Source organism: Ichthyobacterium seriolicida (assembly GCF_002369955.1).
GTDB classification, from domain to species: Bacteria; Bacteroidota; Bacteroidia; order Flavobacteriales; family Ichthyobacteriaceae; genus Ichthyobacterium; species Ichthyobacterium seriolicida.
This window is the reverse complement of sequence record NZ_AP014564.1, coordinates 935,040-957,980: the sequence shown is the minus strand read 5'-3', so window position 1 is coordinate 957,980 and position 22,941 is coordinate 935,040. Positions and strand designations below refer to the sequence as shown.

At 33.6% G+C, this 22,941-nt stretch carries 7 protein-coding genes and 1 pseudogene; all 8 read right to left on the bottom strand.

The window, feature by feature from the left end; genetic code table 11:
* Positions 1-109: 109 nt before the first annotated feature.
* Positions 110-4,831, bottom strand: a complete 4,722-nt coding sequence (locus JBKA6_RS03560) for a DUF5018 domain-containing protein (protein WP_096685925.1) — start codon at positions 4,829-4,831, stop codon at positions 110-112.
* A gap of 229 nt (positions 4,832-5,060) precedes the next feature.
* Entirely contained in the window at positions 5,061-7,970 is a 2,910-nt protein-coding gene (locus JBKA6_RS03555; protein WP_096685923.1) for a DUF5018 domain-containing protein, read from the bottom strand.
* A 218-nt stretch (positions 7,971-8,188) separates the two neighbouring features.
* Positions 8,189-11,083: a DUF5018 domain-containing protein gene (locus tag JBKA6_RS03550; protein ID WP_096685921.1), complete on the bottom strand. Its 2,895-nt coding sequence runs from the start codon at positions 11,081-11,083 to the stop codon at positions 8,189-8,191.
* Positions 11,084-11,301: 218 nt separating this feature from the next.
* Positions 11,302-14,163: an RHS repeat domain-containing protein gene (locus tag JBKA6_RS03545; RefSeq protein WP_096685919.1), complete on the bottom strand. Its 2,862-nt coding sequence runs from the start codon at positions 14,161-14,163 to the stop codon at positions 11,302-11,304.
* A gap of 215 nt (positions 14,164-14,378) precedes the next feature.
* Positions 14,379-14,717: a hypothetical protein gene (locus JBKA6_RS03540; RefSeq protein ID WP_096685917.1), complete on the bottom strand. Its 339-nt coding sequence runs from the start codon at positions 14,715-14,717 to the stop codon at positions 14,379-14,381.
* Between the two features lie 199 nt (positions 14,718-14,916).
* Positions 14,917-16,170 (bottom strand): annotated as a pseudogene (locus JBKA6_RS03535) (IS1380 family transposase); the annotation flags it as partial.
* 34 nt (positions 16,171-16,204) lie between these two features.
* Positions 16,205-16,522: a hypothetical protein gene (locus JBKA6_RS03530; RefSeq protein WP_096685913.1), complete on the bottom strand. Its 318-nt coding sequence runs from the start codon at positions 16,520-16,522 to the stop codon at positions 16,205-16,207.
* A 302-nt stretch (positions 16,523-16,824) separates the two neighbouring features.
* Positions 16,825-19,227 (bottom strand): DUF5018 domain-containing protein, encoded by a 2,403-nt coding sequence (locus JBKA6_RS03525; RefSeq protein ID WP_096685911.1) that lies wholly within the window; start codon positions 19,225-19,227, stop codon positions 16,825-16,827.
* Positions 19,228-22,941: the final 3,714 nt, after the last annotated feature.

The window sequence follows — 22,941 nt, the reverse complement described above, 5'->3', positions numbered from 1 at the left end:
AGTAATTATTAAACTGCTGGTCAATAAAAAACAAAAAAAACAGACAGCCATAATAATAGCTGTCTGCCTATTCTTTTAAAACGGAATTAAATATATTCGAAATTATTTACTAACCACCCGTTTGAACCTTAACCCAATAATGACCTACAACTGTACTGCCGCTAGCAGTATCAGTAAGAGTATACTTTACTTCTTTTCCACCAGAAAAATCTTGTCCACTAGCAGGGTCTGCTGTTAGAGTATAGCTAGGAGTGCCACTGTCAGTTAAAGCAAGTGTTAATGTCTTTAATTGTTCATCAGTAGTACTAGAAGGAACAGTAACAGTTATAACTCTAGTAGTTTGATCAATAGTCTTAGAAGTTGGACTAATAGCGGCACTACTGCTATCTGTTATTTCCAAATTACTATCACTTATAACCTTAGTAGAATCATGTATATACACCTCATATGCCTTGTTAACATTAGTATCTTCAGCTGTTACTGTATATTCTTTTGAATCATCATACGAATTAAATGTTTGAGCATCTACTGGAGTTACAGTAGCATAATCTGATTGTGTTATACTAGGAGTTACTGAACTTGATGGAACACTAGTAACAGGCACAGCTATTCTTCCTTTATCACCATTGCCACTACCAGGGTGTGTAATATTACCGCTATTAGAGCCAATAGCAAATGTTTTAATCTGAGCTATTGTTGATTTTGTCCTAGTTACAGTAACCGCATAAGTTTTTTCCATTCCGTCTTGACCTGTTACTTTATAATTAACAGGGATGCCAGATGTAAACTCCTGAGAAGCTCCAGTATTAGGAGAAATACTAGGAGTACCATCTCCTCCCAACTCAATTGTAGGAGTTAGAGTTACTTTATTTTCACTTGATTCCCTTGCTACCGTACTAGGAACTGTTATAGCTATGGTATTGTTAGCATGATTAATTGTCCCGTTAACATCAGTAGCACCTAAATTTTTACCACTATTAGAACTATTTGTGAACTTAAATGACTTAATAAATGGCCCTTTAACTGCTTGTACAGTATAAATACTTTTAGAACCTGTAGCATCTTTAGTTAAAGTAAATGTTTGACCATGAATACTTTGTCCAGTTAATGGAGAAGCAGGAGTCAAAGTATACCCAGTACTAGGCACACTAGTATAACTTAATCCTGTCAAATCAATATCAGCGCTATGGTTAGCAACATTATAAGAAAACTTTAATTTTATTGTCCCAGTATTACTACTATCACTAGGATGCGTAAGTTCAGCACTTACCTCGTCTTTAATCCCTTTACTTTCATCAGCTGTTATTTTAAGCTCTGTCAATTGCGGCGCTGCTTCTTTAGTTAGATTTACAGTATACTGTTTGGTATATGTTTGTAAATGCTCATTCTTAACCGTGATAGTTGCAGAATAAGAAGAACCACTAGTAGTAAAATTTAAAGCAGTAGGAGTAAATATAGAACCAAGATTACTGCCAGTAATAGTAGGAGTTAAGGACGCCACATTAACCGTATTAGCAACTGTGATATTAATTATGGCGTTATTTGCAACTGTGCCAGTATACGTCTTCCCATCAGGGAAACCAGTATCTGTATTAGCACTTTTCTCAAACTTAAAGCCTGTTAAAGCAGGCTCTTTATAAACTTTTACAAAATATACCTTTCTTCCTCCAACAGGACCTACTGCACTATATTTTACAGGAGTTGTATGAGAATTTGTAAAATCAGTAGAAGAAGTATTAGCATCTTGAGTGCCAGTATCCCCACTGTATATTTTAGTTCCAGAAGGAACGGCGCCAGCTGTAACAGTTGGAGTTAATCCAGTTAAATCTGTATTATGAGAAACTTTAAGAATTATCTCATTATTATTAATATCACCTGTAATAGTACTTACAATGTTTTTACCGCTATTACTGCTTTGAGTAAATGTAAAACTTCCTATCTGAGGCTCTGCTTCTTTAGTTAAATTAACTGTATAGGTTTTATTAAATCCAGACAAATCCTTATTTGTAACTGTAACTGTTGTATTGCCACTACTGAAATTCAAATCAGAAATAACAAGATTTTCAGCAATATTATCACCAGTAACAGATGCTTTTAAAGATGCTACATTAACTGTGTTAGCAACTGTAATTGTTATAGTTCCACTTTCTGATATAGCACCTTGAGTAATAGAAGAGGAAGTATATTCATTCTTCGTATCTGGAAAACCAGCTGATCCATTAGCGCTCTTCTCAAACTTAAAACCTGTTATAGCAGGCTCTTTATAAACTTTTACAGAATAAACTTTCTCACCACCTGCTGCACACACAGCACGATATTTAACAGCTGTTGAATGAGAAGAACTGAAATCAGTGGAAGTAGTAGATGGAGTAGTAGAACCTGTATCTCCTTTGTATACTGTAACATCAGAAGCGGGTGTAACAGTTGGCACTAACGCAGTTAAAGTAGCATCATGAGGAACTTTAACAATTATATCACTGCCTTTAATCTTACCTGTAATATCATTCCCAAGATTTTTACCAGCATTAGAGGTATCACTAAATGTAAAACTCTGTATCTGAGGTTCAGCATTTTGAGTTACAGTAACTGTATATACTTTAGTAAAATCTGTAGCTGAAGGATTAGAAGACGTTACTCTATACTCAACATTAGAACCGAAATCTGCCTGAGCAGAAGGAGTATATTCAGATTTAGTGTTCTCTCCCACCTCAACTGTAGGAATTAAATTAGATAAAGTGACACCACTAGGAACTGTTATAGTTATTTCTCCAGTATCATGATTAATATTTGTTGCACTTATATCAGCATTTATACCAGAATTTGATGCTGGAAATTTAAAAGCACTAATGTAAGGCCCTTTAACTGCTTCTACAGTGTAAACTCTTTGAGAGCCTGTGTCTGTTTTTGTTAAAGTAAATTCTTTATTTTCAATGCTTTCAGTTATTGTGCCAGCAGTTGGATCTATAGAGCACCCTTCAGGAACATCGATAATAGATGTCAATCCTGTTAAAGTAATAGCTCCTTTGTAAGGAATCCTTAATAAGATTTTGCCTGTAGCAGAACCTTCCTCATGCTCAAATGTAGCTTGAACGTTATCTGCAATACCCTTTGAAGAGTCAGCATTTATTGAAAAACTTGATAAAACTGGTGCTGATTCTTTAGTTACAGTTACATTATAGGTTTTAGTATAAGTTTGTAAATGTTCATTTGGAACATCAATAGTTAAAGTACTGCTACTAGTTGTGAAATTCAATCCAGAAGTAACATAATTTGCAGCAATATTATCCCCAGCAATAGAAGCTTTTAAATTTGCTACATTAACTGTATTAGCAACCGTGATAGTTATATTATTGCCTGAAATATTACCATTATATGTTTGGTCAGTAGGAAAACCACTATTATCTGTATTTTGAGCTTTAGTAAAGCTAAATCCTGTTATAGCTGGCTCCTTATAAACTTTCACAGAATACACTTTCCTTCCACCAGCAGGGCATACTGCACTATATTTTACAGAACCATCATGAGAATTGGCAAAATCATTACTTATATCAGAATCTTCAGTGGTACAAGTCTCTCCTTTACATACTTTAACACCAGAAACAGCTGTAATAGTTGGAGTTAATCCAGTTAAATCTGCATTATGAGGAACTTTAACAATTATAGTGCCTTCAGTATGCTTAACTTCAACACCTATATTATTTCCAAGGTTTTTACCGTTATTAGAACTATCACTAAATGTAAAACTCTGTATCTGAGGTTCAACATTTTGAGTTACAGAAACTGTATATACTTTAGTAAAATCTGCAGCTGAAGGATTAGAAGACGTTACTCTATACTCAACATTAGAACCAAAATTTGCCTGAGCAGAAGGAGTGAAATCAGTTTTAGTGTTCTCTCCCACTTCGATTGTAGGAGTTAAATTAGATAAAGTAACACCACTAGGAACTGTTACAGATATAGTACCAGCAATGTGATCGATTGTCCCTGTTACACCTTCACCAATTATACCTGCATTAGTAGAACTTCTGCCAGAAGTAGCAGCAGCAAATTTAAAAGCACTAATATAAGGCCCTTTAACTGCTTCAGCAGTATAAACTCTTTTAGAACCTAAAGCAGTTGTTAGAGAAAATTCTTTATTATCAATGCTTTCAGATATTGCTGATCCATTAGCTGGATCTATAGTACAACCTTCAGGAACATTGATAACAGATGTCAATCCTACTAAATTAATAGTAGTGCCTGTATAAGGAATCTTCAATAAAATCTTGCCTGTAGCAGTGTCAGTGTCATCAGTTATAACCGCAGTCACCTCACCTTTAATGCCTTTACTTTCATTAGCTGATATTTTAAACCCTGTCAACTTAGGCGCTGATTCTTTTGTTATATATACAGTATAGTCTTGACTTTTTTCTCCTTTTGTTAAAGTAAATATCTTTTTATAGCGTTTAGAAGAGGATCCCTCAGAAGACGCTTCAGAAGCTTCCTCAGTATACTCTCCAGAAGGTTTTTCAACAAGTTCAAAATCAGTTTCTTCTCCACTAGCAGGAGATATGCTAACCCCTTCACATGGGGTTATATTAAACTTTAAGCCTCTTAATTCAGCCGAACTAGGAACTATTAGCGATATAGTATAATTCTCAGCATCTATATCACATTTTATATCAGAACCTAAATTTTTTTGGTCATTTTCAGAATCCAGCAAGGCAAATGACTCTATACATATATTTAAATCGTCTTCTATAATGTTCTTTTTATCACAGGAGAAAATAATTACCGATAACAACACAAAAGAGAAAATAATACTCTTTATAAAATAATTTTTCTTAAACATAATTTTAATAATTAAAAAAACAATAATCCTTAAAATATCATAGTATTAAAAGAGTTAGCAACAAGACTTATCATACTCTCTACCCATAAAGACAGAGAATTAAATGTCTCGGCTAAGGTAGTAGTAATTATTTGAACAGTGTTTTTTTATATAAAAAAACAGACAGCCATAATAACAGCTGTCTGTTTTTAGATTTTAAAAATTAAATACTTATTACCTCGAATGTAATCTAACTAGTAGCCACCTTAACCCAATAATGCCCCTTTACATCACTACTGCTATCTTTAAGAGTATATTTTACTTCTACTCCATTAGAAAAATTTTGAGCTTCAGTAGGCTCTATGCTAAGCCCAGAAGTATCTTCTAAAACAAGTTTCAAACTATTGAGATCAGTACTTGTAGGTACAGTAATATTTATAACTCTAGTGCTTGCATCAATAGATGCAGAATCTTTATTAATATCAGTACTGCCATTTTTTACCTTCAAACTATCAGCAACTACAACCTTAGTGGAATCATATATATAAACATCATAACTCTTTGTTATACTATTATCCTCAGCTGTTACAGTATATGTAACTAGATTTTCATACGAAGCAAAAGTTTGAGCTGCACTTGGACTTACAGTAGCATATTCTGATTGTGTTATAGCAGGAATTACTGAGCTTGCTGGAACACTAGTAACAGGCACAACTATTCTTCCTCTATCACCAGTGCCACTACCAGGGTGTGTAATATTACCACTATTAGAATCAATTGCAAATGATTTAATTGTAGCTTCAATTGAAGGTGTTCTAGTCACTGTAACTTGATAAATTTTTGTCATCCCATCTTCACCTGTTACTGCATAATCAACAGCGGTGCCGCTAGTAAACTCCTGAGGACTATTCCTAGCAGGATTAGCAGTAGGAGAGCCATCTCCTCCCAATTCAATTGTAGGAGTTAGAGTTATTTTATTCTCAGCCCCTTCCGAATCCTTCTTAACTGTAGCAGGAAGCGTTACTTTTATGGTATTATTTTCGTGATCAATTGCACCTGTTATAGGGCTACTAGAACCTATACCTTTCCCACTATTTTGAGAATCTTCAAATTTAAAAGAGTTAATAAACGGCCCTTTAACTGCTATTACAGTATAAACACTTTTAGAACCTGTATCTGTTTTTGTTAGAGTAAATGTATTATTGCCTTCACTACTAATATCTCCAGATATCTCTTGACCACTAGGTGGACTTACAGTATACGCACTCCTAGTAGGAACACTTATAGTAGGTGTTAATCCTGTTAAACTAATATCACCACTATATGTAGCAACATTATAAGGGATCTTTAATTTTATCTTTCCATTAGTACCATCACTACTGGTAGGGTCAGTTATTTCACCACTTACCACAGCAGCAATGCCCTGGTTAGTTTTAGCTGCTATTGAAAAACTTGATAAAACTGGAGCTGCTTCTTTAGTTAGAGTTACATTATAGGTTTTAGTAAAACCAGATAAATGTTCATTTGCAACTGTAATAGTTGCAGAATAAGGAGAAGTATCACCAGTAGAGGTAAAAGTTATACTTATAGGGTTAGTAGCAGTAAAATTATCTCCAGAAATAGTAGCTTTTAAATTTGCTATGTTAACTGTATTAGCAACTGTGATAGTTATATTATTATCTGTAACTGTGCCGCTATATTCAGTTGGATTATCTGGAAACCCACTATTATCTGCATTTTGAGATTTAATAAACTTAAACGTACTTATTTTTGGTTCTTTATAAACTTTCACAGAATACACTTTCCTTCCACCAGCAGGCCCCACTGCACTGTATTTTACAGAACCATCATGAGAACTAGAAAAATCATTAGAAGTATTAGCATCAGCAGTACCAGTATCTCCTTTATATATTTGAGTATTAGCCAAAGTAGAAGCAGGTGTAATAATTGGAGTTAATGCATCTAAACTTGCATTATGAGGAACTTTAACGATTATTTCTCCTTCACTATGCTTAACTTCAACACCTATATTATTTCCAAGGTTTTTACCGTTATTAGAACTATCACTAAATGTAAAACTCTGTATCTGAGGTTCAGTATTTTGAGTTACAGTAACTGTATATACTTTAGTAAAATCCGTCGCCGAAGGATTAGAAGACGTTACTGTATACTGAATATTAGAACTAAAATCTATCTGAGCAGAAGGAGTAAAATCAGCTTTAGTATTCTCTCCCACTGTAATTGTAGGAGTTAAATTAGATAAAGTGACACCACTAGGAACAATTAGTTTTATGGTGTTTTCTTCGTTATTAATCGTAGCTTCTACTTCCTTAGTTATACCTGTATTAGTAGAACTTACTCCAGAAGAAGTAGCAGCAAATTTAAAAGAACTGATATAAGGCCCTTTAACTGCTTCAACAGTATAAACTCTTTGAGAACCTGTATCAGTTTTTGTTAAAGTAAATTCTTTTCCATTAATATCTTCAGCTATTGTACCAGCAACTGGATCTAAAGTGTGATTATCTAGAGTTATAGCAGTAAAACTTAGACTAGTAAGATCAATATTCTCATTATAAGGAATTTTTAATAAAATCTTACCTGTAGCAGTGTCAGTGTCATCAGTTATAGCAGCAGTCACCTCACCTTTAATGCCTTTACTTTCATTAGCTGATATTTTAAACTCTGTCAACTTAGGCGCTGATTCTTTTGTTATATACACAGTATAGTCTTGACTTTTTTCTCCTTTTGTTAAAGTAAATATCTTTTTATAACGTTTAGAAGAGGATCCCTCAGAAGACGCTTCAGAAGCCTCCTCAGTAGACTCTCCAGAAGGTTTTTCAACAAGTTCAAAATCAGTTTCTTCTCCACTACCAGGAGATATGCTAACCCCTTCACATGGGGTTATATTAAACTTTAAGCCTCTTAATTCAGCCGAACTAGGAACTGTTAGCGATATAGTATAATTCTCAGCATCTATCTCACATTTTATATCAGAACCTAAATTTTTTTCCTCATTTTCAGAATTCAGTAATTCAAATGATTTTATACATACATTTAAATCATCTTGGTAAACCTTATTTTTCTCACAGGAGAAAATAATTGCTGACAACAAAACAAAAGAGAAAGTAATTCTCTTTAAAAAATAATTTTTCTTAAACATAATTTTATTAATTTAATTAAACAATAATCCTCTAAATCCCATAGGATTAAAAGGATTTGCCATAAGATTCATCCTACTCCCTACCCCAAAAGACAGAAAACTCAATATCTTAGCTAAGATAGTAGTAATTATTTAACTATTTATTAATCAATAAAAAAACAGACAGCCCTAAAACTGACTGTCTGTTTAGAATTGAATAAGTGTGGTTTAAAATTAATTTAGCTTGATTTAACCACCTTAACCCAATAATGACCCTTTACAGCTCCACTCTCTTTAAGAATATACTTTACTTCTTTTTCATCAGAAAAATCTTGAGCTTCAGTAGGCTCTATGCTAAGCCTAGAAGAAGTATCAGTCAAAGTAAGTGTTAAGCTATCCAACCCGGTAGTGCCAGAAGGCACAGTAACAGTTATAACTCTTGTAGTTGTATCAATATTCGTAGAATCTGGTGTGATATCAGTATTATCCGATTTTGTTACTTTCAAAGTATCACTATCAGTTATAGTTTTAGCATTATCATATATATAAACATCATAACTCTTTGTTATACTAGTATCTTCAGCTGTTACAGTATATGTAATTGGATTTTCATAAGAAAAAGTTTGAGCTGCACTTGGACTTACATTAGAATAATCTGATTTTTCTATAGTAGGAGTTACTGAGTTTGCTGGAACACTAGTAACAGGAACAACTATTCTACCTTTATTATTTGCAGTTCCAGAAATAGTCTCTGTAATATTACCTTGATCAGAATTAATTGTAAATTTTGTAATTTGCGCTATAGTTGAAGGTGTTCTAGTCACAGTAACTTTATAAATCTTTTCCATTCCATCTGCACCTTTTACTGTATACGGAACAGCGGTGTCACTAGTAAACTGAATAGAAGATTCAGTATTAGGAGAAACAATAGTAGGAGCATCTCCTCCCAACTCAATTGTAGGAGTTAGAGTTATTGTATTAGCACTACCTGAATCCTTCTTAACCGTAGCAGGAAGCGTTACTTTTATGGTATTATTTTCGTGATCAATTGCACCTGTTATAGGGCTACTAGCTATATTCTTTTCATTATTTTTAGTGCTTTCAAATTTAAAAGATTCAATATAAGGTCCCTTAACTGCTGTTACAGTATATTCCGAGGTAGAACCTAGAGTAGTTGTTAGAGTAAATGTTTTCCCATGAATACTTTCAGTTACTGGAGTGACAGGAGTTAAAGCGCATCCTGCAATAGGCTCATTAGTATAACTTAAATTTGTTAAAACAATTTCATCGCTACGGCTAGCAACATTATAAGGAAACTTTAATTTTATTGCTCCATTAGTGCTACCGTTAGGATGAGTTATAGTAGTAGCTTGAACATCAGCTGCAATGCCATTTGTTGGATTAGCTGTTATAGTCAAACTTGTCAACTTCGGCGCCGCTTCTTTAGTTACAGTTACAGTATATTCTTTTGTATAAGACTCTAAATGTTCATTCTGAACTATAATAGTTTTAGAATAAGTAGACCCACCAGTGGGAGAATCAAAAGCTATATCTATAGTGGCAGTTGAAGTACTAATATTATCCCCAGTAATAGAAGCTTTTAAATTTGCTATGTTAACTGTATTAGCAACTGTGATAGTTATATTATTATTATCTGTAACTGTGCCGCTATATTCAGTTATGCTAGAAGGGAAACCAGTAACATCTGAATTCTGATTCCTCTCAAACTTAAACGTACTTATTTTTGGCTCTTTATAAACTTTTACAGAATACACTTTTCTTCCTCCAGCAGGACCTACTGCACTATATTTTACAGAACCATCATGAGAATCTTCAAAACTAGTAGCAGCAATAGCGCCTTGTCCAGTATCTCCACTATATACTTGAGTATTAGCCAAAGTAGAAGCAGCTGTAATAGTTGGAGTTAACGCACTAATATTTGCATTATGAGGAACTTTAACAGTTATAGTTCCAGAATTATGATCGATAGTTCCTGATATATCATTTCCAAGATTTTTACTACTATTATTGCTTTGAGTAAATGTAAAACTTCCTATCTGAGGTTCAGCATTTCGAGTTATAGTAACTGTATATGCCTTAGTAAAATCAGTCGCTGAAGGATTAGAAGATGTTACTGTATACTCAACAGGAGTAGTAGCAGATTGAGAAAAATCTGTCTGAGCAGAAGGAGTAAAATCAGGTTTAGTGTTATCTCCAACTTCGATTGTAGGAGTTAAACTAGATAAAGTAACACCACTAGGAACTGTTATAGTTATTTTTCCAGTATCATGATTAATATTTGTTGCACTTATATCAGCATTTATACCAGAATTTGATGCTGGAAATTTAAAAGCACTAATATAAGGCCCTTTAACTACCTCAACAGTGTAAACTCTTTTAGAACCTAAAGCAGTTGTTAGAGAAAATTCTTTACCCTCAATACTTTCAGATATTGCTGATCCACTAGCTGGATCTATAGTATAACCTTCAGGAACATTGATAACAGATGTCAATCCTACTAAATTAATAGCAGTGCCTGTATAAGGAATCTTCAATAAAATCTTGCCTGTAGCAGTGTCAGTGTCATCAGTTATAACAGCAGTCACCTCACCTTTAATGCCTTTACTTTCATTAGCTGATATTTTAAACTCTGTCAACTTAGGCGCTGATTCTTTAGCTATATATACAGTATACTCTTGAGACTTATCACCCTTTGTTACAGTAAACACCTTTTTGTAACGTTGAAGAGAAGGCTTTTTAATAGTTCCCTCAGAAAACGCATCAGTAGCAGTTTCTTCCCCAGTAGATTCTTCAACGATAGGTTCAAAATCAGTTTCTTCTCCACTAGCAGGAGATATGCTAACCCCTTCACATGGGGTTATATTAAACTTTAAGCCTCTTAATTCAGCCGAAATAGGAACTATTAGCGATATAGTATAATTCTCATGATCTATATCACATTTTATATCAGAACCTAATTTTTTTTGGTCATTTTCAGAATCTAGCAAGGCAAATGAATCTATACATACACCTAAATCATCTTGGTAAACATTATTTTTCTCACAGGAAAAAATAATTACAGATAACAACACAAAAGAGAAAATAACCCTCTTTGCAAGAGAAAATGTCTTCATATTTTTTTAAAAAAATAATTAATTATAATCTGCCAATCGCTTTGAATATCAAAGTATCAGCCACAAACTTCATTCTAATTCTTAGCCCAAAGTTAAAGAATTGAATATGCTAGCTAAGATAGTAGTAATTATTTGACTATTTATTAATCAATAAAAAAACAGACAGCCGTAAAACTGACTGTCTGTTTAGAATTGAATAAGTGTGGTTTAAAATTAATTTAGCTTGATTTAACCACCTTAACCCAATAATGACCTACAACTTTACTACTAGTATCAGTAAGAGTATACTTTACTTCTTTTCCATCAGAAAAATCTTGTCCACTAGCAGGTTCTGCTGTTAGAGTATAGCTAGGAGTGCCACTGTCAGTCAAAGTAAGTGTTAAGCTACTAAGATCAGTACTCTGAGGCACAGTGACAGTTATAACTCTGGTAGACTCATCAACAGAAGTTACATTGGCTCCAGCGGGAGGAGTATTAATAGTTATATTACTTGTAGTTACAGTCTTACTAGAATCATATACATACACATCATAACTCTTTGATGTATTATTATCCTCAGATGTTACTGTATATGTAACTGGATTTTCATAAGAAAAAGTTTCAGCTCCATTTGGCCTTACAGTAGCATAATCTGATTGTTTTATAGTAGGAGTCTTAGAGCCTTCAGTAGACACAGGCACAACTATTCTGCCTTTATCATTAGCGCCAGTCTCTGAAATGTTACCTGTATTACTAGAATCAATTGTAAATTCTGTAATCTGCGCTTCAGCTGAAGGCGTCCTAGTCACTGTAACTTGATAAGTTTTTTCCATTTCATCTGCACCTGTTACTTTATACGGAGTTTCGCTATCCAAAGTAAAAGTTTTCTCAGTTGCACTAGTAGGATTAACAGTAGGAGTGTCATCTCCTCCCAACTCAATTGTAGGAGTTAGGGTTACTGTATTAGTACCATTTGATGAGGTCTTCTTCACCGTAGCAGGAACTGTTAATGATATAGTGCCAGCAGCATGATCTATATTCCCTGTTACTTCAGTAGTTATACCTGTATTACCACTATTAGCAAACTTAAATGACTTAATAAACGGCCCTTTAACTGTTTGGACAGTGTAAACTCTTTTAGAACCTGTATCCGTTTTTGTTAGAGTGAATGTTTGATCATGAATACTTTGTCCAGTTAATGGAGTACCAGGAGTTAAAGTGCATCCTGAAATAGATCCATTAGTATACGTTAATCCTGTCAAATCAATATCAGTGTGATGAGCAGCAACTTTATGATCAAACTTTAATTTTATTGTTCCAGTAGCAGCAGCAGAATTAGAATCATCATCAGTTATATCACCAGTTACTTCACTTTGAATACCCTTATTAGTATCAGCTGATATTTTAAACTCTGTCAATTTTGGAGCTGCTTCTTTAGTTACAGTTACATTGTATGTTTTAATAAAACTAGATAAATGTTCATTTGCAACTGTAATAGTTGCAGAATAAGGAGAATTAGAACCTGTAAAACTTATACTTACAGGATTAGTAGTATTAATATTATCCCCAGTAATAGTAGCTTTCTTTAATTCTGTTACATTAACCGTATTAGCAACTGTGATGGTTATAGTTCCGTTTGCTGAAAAATCACCCTGAGTAATATTCCCGCTATATTCAGCTGGACTAACAGGAAAACTAGCTGATCCATTGGCACTACTAGTAAACTTAAAACTTATTATAGAAGGCTCTTTATAAACTTTTACAGAATATACCTTTCTTCCCCCAGCAGGACCCACTGCACTATATTTTACAGGAGTTGTATGAGAATCTTCAAAACTAGTAGCAGCAATAGCGCCTTGTCCAGTATCTCCACTATATACTTGAGTATTAGCCAAAGTAGAAGCAGCTGTAATAGTTGGAGTTAACGCACTAATATTTGCATTATGAGGAACTTTAACAGTTATAGTTCCAGAATTATGATCGATAGTTCCTGATATATCATTTCCAAGATTTTTACCACTATTATTGCTATTCAAAAACTTAAACTCAGATATAGCAGGTTCAGCGCTTTGAGTTACTGTAACTGTATACACCTTAGTAAAATCTGTAGCTGAAGGATTAGAAGATGTTACTGTATACTCAACATTAGAACTAAAATCTGTCTGAGCAGAAGGAGTAAAATCAGTTTTAGTGTTCTCTCCAACTGCGATTGTAGGAGTTAAATTTGATAAAGTGACACCATCAGGAACTGTTATAGATATAGCGCCAGCAATGTGATCGATTGTCCCTGTTACACCTTCACCAGTTATGCCTGTATTAGTAGAACTTCCGTCAGAAGAAATAGCAGCAAATTTAAAAGCATTAATATAAGGCCCTTTAACTGCTTCAACAGTATAAACTCTTTTAGAACCTAAAGCAGTTGTTAGAGAAAATTCTTTATTTTCAATACTTTCACTTATCACACCAATAGCCGGATTTAAAACATGATCGTCTGGAATAATAGTAGTAAAACTTAGACCAGTAAGATCAATACTCACATTGTAAGGGATCTTCAATAAAAGCTTACCTGCAACAGTGTCAGTGTCATCAGTTATAACAGCAGATATCTCTGTTTTTATTCCTTTAGCAGTATCAGCTCCTATTTTAAACTCAGTCAACTTCGGTGCTGATTCTTTAGCTATATATACAGTGTAGTCTTGAGTAGTATTGTCAGGAGAAGTCAACTTAAATACTTTTTTATAACGTTTAGGAAAAGGTGTTTCAGTAAACTGCTCAGAAGTCTCTTCAAGTTCCAAATCAACTGGATCGCCGCTAGCAGGTGATATGCTAAATTTATCCGAGAGCTTTATATTAAATTTTAATCCTTCTAAAATAGCCGTATTAGGAACTGTTAGTAATATAATATACCGAGCAGTATCTATCTTACATGTTATATCAGAGCCTAATTTTTTTTCATTGTTTTCAGAATCAAATAGAGAAAATGACTCTATACCTACACCAAAATCATTATTGTAAATGTTCTTTTTCTCACAGGAAAAAATAAATACAGATAACAACACAAAAGAGAAAATAACCCTCTTTGCAAGAGAAAATGTCTTCATATTTTTTTTAAAAAAATAATTAATTATAATCTGCCAATCGCTTTGAATATCAAAGTATCAGCCACAAACTTCATTCTAATTCTTAGCCCAAAGTTAAAGAATTGAATATGTTAGCTAAGATAGTAGTAATTATTTGACTATTTATTAATCAATAAAAAAACAGACAGCTGTTATAACAGCTGTCTGCCCTTACATTAAAGCTCAAATACCCCTATCTATCCACTAGAACTAGCTTTACTCACTGTTATCTTATAAGTTTTAGTCATCCCATCTGCACCTGTTACTGTATACTCAACAGCAGTACTCCCGTCAATAGTAAACTGCGTAGAAGTTTCAGTGTTAGGAGAAACAGTAGTGGTGTCATCTCCTCCCAACACAATTGTTGGCTTTAAAGTTACTGTATTAGCAATAGCACCTGTATCCATCGTAACCCCACTAGGCAATTCTAATGTTATAGTATTATTAGCATGATCAATTGTCCCGTCAACATCAGTACCGCCTAGATTTTTATCATTATTAGAGCTATCTGTAAACTTAAATGACTTAACCCGCATTATTCATAGTCATACTAAAATAGATTAGACGTGATATTTTTTCCTTAACTTTTTTACTAATCGAAGAGAACTCATCTTCTTTGTCGTTTTTTTGCACCTTTTTTTAGGATGACAATGCTCTTTTTTAGTGTTTTTACATGGTTTTTTAACGACAAGGCGTAACTATCCCAAGGTTGTTCATTTCACAAATAAACAACCGTTACTGGGTAATAATTTCCCGAAATAAACCCTTGTAAACAAAAGATTTAGATAGCTGATAATAGATTCGCCTTTTGGTAATTTTAATCGTTGCTCCTACCTTGAGAAGATAGGTTCTAATCGAACTGATTAACCATTTTTTTGCTACTTCAAATCTTGTTTTCTTTATCTTCTGTTTCAGTAATAAAAACATTTCATAGGCAAGACTACTCATCATAAGTCGAAAAAAATTAGCAAGAAAACTATGATTTGACAAACGATCAGAAAAACACATATTTTTAACTTCTTTTATTCTATTTTCACTTGAATCACCTCTTTTCACATAAAAGTCAAAGTAAATTTCTCTAGCATCCTTTTGGGGAAGATTACTAGAAAAATGCCTTATGTTCATCCCTAATCCTGTACTCTCAACTTTAGAATAGCACTGTTGAGGCTTGTGCCAACTCTTGGCTTTGTACGTAAAACTCATAAAATGTTGGTGCTTCTCTCCCTGATCTAAATACATTTTTTTTACAGCATTTTTTGACCAAGATACCTTTCTTTTTAAAACTTCATTGCTCGCTATGCCTGTCACATATAGTAAATCAAAATCATCTACTAATTGGTAAAAAGGAGCGCAACTAAAGCCGCTATCACTTCTAATAATTATTTCCATCTCTGGGTATCTCTTACGTATTTTGATAATTATTCGCTTTAAAATACTCACATGCCATTTATTAGAATGACTGTTTCCTGGGCGGAGTACAGGAAGAATAATCTGCTCTGTATCTCCATCATGAAAAAATAGTTCATTGTACATGAATTGACCATAATAACCGTTAAACATTGACAATTGTTGACTGCCATGAGTTGGATCATCGGTTGAATCTACGTCAATAACTATTCTCTTGCGACCAGATAAACTTAAAACATATTTGTATAACCACGCATAACAAAACTTAAAGACAGCCTGTTTATCCAAGCTATTCTCAAATCTTGATATAGTGGGTTGAGAGGCCAAATTACCTTGAAGAACATCTTTGAATAAAGGATCATTCTGTAAATGATTAACATCATTGGCGTCTTGATAGCCTAACATGATCATATAAACCCTTTGCTTTAACTGATACCTTCTGCTATAAGTAATAAATCTAGAGTCTCGAGTATCAAGTAAAAACTTACTGTAATAATGAATCAATCTATGATCTGGTTCTAGTTTTTCAAGCATGATTAAAGATCCGTCAGAACTAATTTCTGATGATGAAAAAGTTAATTCAACGGAAGTCTTCCCTCTATAAAATAATGTGTTTTTATTCCTCGTTTTTGGGCCTTATATAAAGTCGTTGTTTTTTAGTTAACCCTACTAAAATTAACACTTTATACCCGATATTGAAATATAACCATGAATAATCCAGGTTAATAAACGGCCCTTTAACTGTTTGGACAGTGTAAACTCTTTTAGAACCTAAGGAAGTTGTTAGAGTAAATGTATTATGACCATTAACACTAATATCTCCAGTTACTTCTATACCACTAGCTGGACTTACATTACAACCATTAGGATAAGTTATGGTAGGCGTTAATCCTGTTAAAGTAATTTCACTATCATTATTCTTAGGAAACTTCAATTTTATTGTCCCAGTATTATCACTGCTAGGATGAATAAATGTAGCTTGAACCTCACTTGCAATACCCTGGTTAGTTTTAGCTGCTATTGAAAAACTTGTTAATTCTGGCGCCGCTTCTTTAGTTACAGTTACAGTATACTGTTTCTTAAAATCAGATAAATCATTATGTGCAACTTCAATAGTTGCAGAATAAGGAGAAGATCCCGAAAAACTTATATTGTGATTACTTAGAGCAGTAAAATTATCTCCAGAAATAGTAGCTTTTAAATTTACTACATCAACCGTATTAGCAACTGTAATTGCTATTGTCCCATTTGCTGATATCCCATTTTGAGTAATAGACGAAGCACTATATTCAATTGGAGTATCTGGAAACCACTATTATCTGTATTTTTACTCTTCTCAAACTTAAACGTATTTATTTTTGGTTCTTTATAAACCTTTACATTATAAACCTTTCTTCCCCCAGTAGAATCATCTACTGCGCTATATTGTAGAGGAGTAGTATTGGAAGAGCTGAAATCAGTGGAAGTAGTAGATGTAATAGTAGAACCTGTATCTCCTTTGTATACTGTAACGTCAGAAGCAGGTGTAATAGTTGGAGTTAACCCATTTAAATTTGCGTTATGAGGAACTTTAAGAACTATATCGTTATCTGTAATAATACCTGTAATATCATTTACAAGATTTTTATTATTGTTAGAGGCAGTCGTAAACTTAAATGTTTCTATCTGAGGAACAGCGTTTTTTTCAACAGTTACAGTATACTCAGAAGTACTGTTCCCATCCTGAGCTGTTACAATATATGTTGCAGAACCGCTACTAAAATTTTGTTCTGTATTAGCATCTGTATCTTGCCCTTTTATGGTAACCTTAGATCCGTTATTTCCTAATACTTCAGGAGTTAAAGCATTAAGAACTGCATCATGTGGAACCTTTACAGTTACAGTATTACCACTTATAGCACCTTCTACCTCTTGAACAATTTTTCCAGTACTATTATTATTTCCAGTTGCACTTTTAAACTTAAAAGACTTCATCTTAGAATTCGAAGACTTTACAGTAACATTATATGTTTTTTTAGAACCATTCTCGGCTGTTACAGTATACGTTACAGGTGTACCGTAAGCAAAGGCAGTTTCTACTCCAGAAGCCGGGTTTACTGAAGCCCCTGCAGATAATGCTATTTCAGGCTTTAGATTTACAGTAGTATCATCTTCTCCATCTAATGCTATATCTATTGTATTACTACCTACTACATTGCTTGATATATTTCCTGAAACCTCAGTTCCTGTCATTCTAACTTTATTAGGAGCACTAGTATGATCTGAAGCTTTAATTTTAAAAGCACTTATCTCTGCTCTTGCATCCAATGTAGGAATGGTTACATTATAATTTCTAATAGTACCATCTTGAGCTGTTACAGTATATACTACAGCTGTACCACGAGTGAAGTCTTGTGCTACTTCAGTTGCTGGACTTACTGTAGTATTATCACTAGTTACTATAGTAGGCTTTAGACCATTTAAATCTGTAATACTAGCTGGGATTTTTGCGATAGTTATAGTTACTTCCCCATCTCCATTAGAAGGATTATTTATGGTGCCTTCATAATTCTGACCAAGAGATTTCTCAGTATTTTGAGAACTCTCAAATTTAAAACTGCTTATCTCTTTAGCATTAGACAAATCCTTAGCAACAGACACTGTATACTCTCTTGTTTGACCATCCTCAGCTGTTACAGTATAAACCTTAGAATTGCTATAATCATGATTTGCAACATCTGGACTTATAGTAGCACTAGCATGCTTAGTTATAGTAGGGATTAAAGACGTTATAGTTGCTGCAGTAGATGCTTTTACTACTATAATTCCAGTTTTACCATCGCTATTGTCAGTAATTGTAACATCGCCTGTTCTATCTCCAATAGAAGATCTAGTTAATAATAGCCCTGTATTGGTATTAGTCTCTTTTGTAAACTTAAACTCAGAAATTCTATTATTAGAAGATAAGTCTTTGATATATTTTACTACATAAACCTTTGTCTTTCCATCTGAATTGGTAACTGTATAATTCACTATAGTCGTATTATTACTTGTGTCAGTAGTAAGCTCTCCTGAAACAATACTAGCCCCTGTATGAACTATTGTAGGAGTTAAACCATCTAAAGTAGCAGCATCAGATACGTGTAATGTTATAGTAGAAAGCTCAGTATTAGTAGTTTCAACAATATCCCCATCTCTATTTCCAAAAATCTTACTATCATTTTTAGACTTCTCTAATTTAAAACTACTAATAGAACAATCACTAGCCAAAGCTTTTGTTATATATACAGTATACTCTTGAGACTTATCACCCTTTATTAAAGTAAATGCCTTTTTATAACGTTTAGGAGTGGAACTTTCTGCAGAAGCTCCCTCAGTAGATTCTTCTATAACAACTTCAAAATCAACCTCTTCACCACTAGCAGGGGATATGCTAACCCCTTCACATGGGGTTATATTAAACTTTAAACCAGTTAATTCAGCAGTATGAGGGACTGTTAATGATATAGTATGCTCTTCAGCATTTATCTGACAGTCTATATTAGACTCTAATTTTTTCCCCTGATTCTCAGAATCCAATAAGGAAAATGAATCTATACATACATTTAAATCGTCTTCTATAACTTTCTTTTTATCACAAGAGAAAATAATTACCGACAACAATATAAAAAGAGAAAATAATACTCTTTACAAAATAATTTTTCTTAAACATAATTTTAATAATTAAAAAAACAACAATCCTNTAGATGTCATAGTATTAAAAGGATTAACAATAAGACTTATCATACTCTCTACCACAAAGCTAGAGGGTTGAATATCCTAGCTAAGATAGTAGTAATTATTTAACTATTTATTAATCAATAAAAAAACAGACAGCCATAATAATAGCTGTCTGCCTATTCTTTTAAAACGGAATTAAATATATTCGAAATTATTTACTAACCACTCGTTTGAACCTTAACCCAATAATGACCCTTTACATCACTACTCTCCTTAAGAGTATACTTTACTTCTTTTCTATTAGAGAAATCTTGAGCTTCAGTAGGCTCTATGCTAAGATTAGAAGATGTAGCATCAGTCAAAGTAAGCGTTAAACTACTAAGATCAGTACTCTCAGGCACAGTAATAGTTATAACTCTGGTATTTGCATTAATAGATGCAGAAGCTCCACTAATATCACTAGTGCCATTTGTTACTTTCAGTTTACTACTATCGCTTATAGTCTTAGTAGAATCATATATATAAACTTCATATGTTTTTGTTGTAGTCGCATCTTCAGCTGTTACTATATATTCTTTTGAATCATCATACGAAGAAAAAGTTTGAGCTCCATTTGGACTTACAGTAGCATAATCTGATTTTTCTATAGCAGGAGTCTTACTACCTGTAGCAGACACAGGCACAACTATCCTGCCTTTATCATCAGTGCCATTGCCAGGGTGTGTAATATTACCTGGATTACTAGACTCTATTTCAAATTTTGTAATCTGTGCTACAGTTGAAGGTGCTCTAGTTACGGTAACTGCATAAGTTTTTTCCATTCCATCTGCACCTGTTACTTTATAATTAACTGAGGCACTGGATGTAAACGCCTGAGAATTTCCACTAGCGGAATCAATAGTAGCACTATCCCCTCCCAACTCAATTGTCGGAGTTAGAGTTACTACATTGTCAGTATCTGAATCCTTCTTCACCGTACTAGAAAGCGCTACTGTTATGGAATTATTTTCGTGATCAATTGTCCCCTCAATATCAGTACTGCCTAGATTTTTACCATTATTACCACTAGTATCTTTTCCAAACTTAAACGACTTAATAAACGGCCCCTTAACTGCTTCTACGGTATATTCTGAGGTAGAACCTAGAGTAGTTGTTAGAGTGAATGTTTGACCATGAATACTTTGTCCACTTAATGGAGAAGTAGGAGTTAAAGTATGACCTACACCAGGCTCACTGGTATAACTTAAATTTGTTAAATCAATATCAGTGTGACGGCTAGCAACTTTATGATCAAACTTCAATTTTATTGTTCCAGTATTACTGCCGCTAGACTGAGTTATTTCAGTAGTTACAGAACCAGCCTTAATACCCTTTCCATCATCAGCATTTATTGAAAAATTTGATAATTCTGGCACTGCTTCTTTAGTTAAAGTTACATTATAGGTTTTAGTAAAACTAGATAAATGTTCATTCTGAACTGTAATAGTTGTAGAATAAGAGGAAGATCCCGAAAAACTTATATTATGATTACTTAGAGTAGTAAAATTATCTCCAGAAATAGTAGCTTTTAAATTTGCTACATCAACCGTATTAGCAACTGTAACTGCTATAGTGTTATCTGTAACTGTGCCAATATACGTTTTTCCAGAAGGAAAATCAGCCCCTGAATTATTACTACTTTCAAACTTAAACTCAGATATAGTTGGCTCTTTATAAACTTTTACAGAATACACTTTCCTTCCACCAGCAGGACCTACTGCACTATATTTTACAGCACTTGTATGAGAACCTTCAAAACTGGCAGCAGTACTATTAGCATCATCAGTATTACAATCTTCTCCTTTACACACCTTAACATTAGAAGGGGCTATGCTCGCTGCAACAGTCGGAGTTAAATCGGTTAAGGTGGCATTGTAAGGAACTTTAACGATTATTTCTCCTTCACTATGCTTAACTTCAACCCCTATATTATTTCCAAGGTTTTTACCAGTATTAGAAGTATCACTAAATGTAAAACTCTCTATCTTAGGTTCCACTTCTTTAGTTACAGTTACATTGTAATCGCTTGTAGTTCCATCTTGAGCAGTAACTGTATAAGTTTTTTGACTACTAAAATCTTGTGCTGTAGTAGCTCCTCCTGAAGGAGTAGTAATAGTAGCCCCTTTATACAATTCTATGTAAGGAGTTAAATTAGTAAGTACTGCATCATGTGGAACTTTTACTGTTACAGTATTACCACTTATAGTACCTGTTACATCTTGAACAATTTTTTTACCAGTATCAGTTTTAAACTTAAAAGACTTCATCTTAGAATTCGAAGACTTTACAGTTACACTATATATTTTCTGAGTAGAGTTATCTTCAGCTGTTACAGTATAAGTTTGAGCTGTACCATAAGTAAAGGTAGTTTCTACTCCAGAAGCTGGGCTTACTGAAGCCCCTGCAGATAATGCTATTTCAGGCTTTAGATTTACAGTAGTATCATCTTCTCCATCTAATACTATATCTATTGTATTACTACCTACATTGCTTGATATATTTCCTGAAACCTCAGTTCCCGAAGAAAACCTTACCTTGGAACTATCCGTATTGTCTTCCCTTTTAATTTTAAAAGAAGTAATATTTGCCGTTGCACTTAACTCACCTATGGTTACATTATAATTTCTAGTAGTACCATCTTGAGCTGTTACAATATATACTACAGGTGTACCACGAGTGAAATCTTGTGCTACTTCAGTTGCTGGACTTACTGTAGCATTATCACTAGTTACTATAGTAGGCTTTAGACTTGTTAAATCTGTAACAGTATGTGGCATTTTTGCAATACTAACATTTACATCATCATCTCCAGTAGTAGCAGGCATATTCTCTGCTGAATAATCCGTACCACTAAAACTATTTTTAGAATGTTCAAACATAAAAGAAGTTATGCCTTTATCATTAGATAATATCTTAGAAACAGACACCGTATACTCTTTTGTTTGACCATCCTCAGCTGTTACAGTATAAACCTTAGAATTGCTATAATCATGATCTGCAACATCTGGACTTATAGTAGCACTAGCATGCTTAGTTATAGTAGGAGTTAAAGCTGTTATGGTTGCTGTACTTGATGCTTTGACTGCTATAGTTCCAGTTCTACCATCATTATTGTCAGTAATTATAACATCGCCTGCTCTACTTTCATTATCAGAAGACCTAGTCAATTTTAGACCAGTATTACTATTAATATCTTTTGTGAAAGAGAATACAGAGATTCTATTATTAGAAGATAAGTCTTTGATATATTTTACTACATAAACCTTTGTCTTTCCACCTGAATCGGTAACTGTATAATTCACTGTAGTCGTATTATTACTTGTGTCAGTAGTAAGCTCTCCTGGAGCAATACTAGCCCCTGTATGAACTATTGTAGGAGTTAAACCATCTAAAGTAGCAGCATCAGATACATGTAATGTTATAGTAGAAAGCTCAGTATTAGTAGTTTCAACAATATCTCCATCTCTATTTCCAAAAATCTTACCATCATTTTTAGACTTCTCTAATTTAAAACTAGTAATAGAACAATCACTAGCCAAAGCTTTTGTTATATATACAGTATACTCTTGAGACTTATCACCCTTTGTTAAAGTAAATGCCTTTTTATAACGTTTA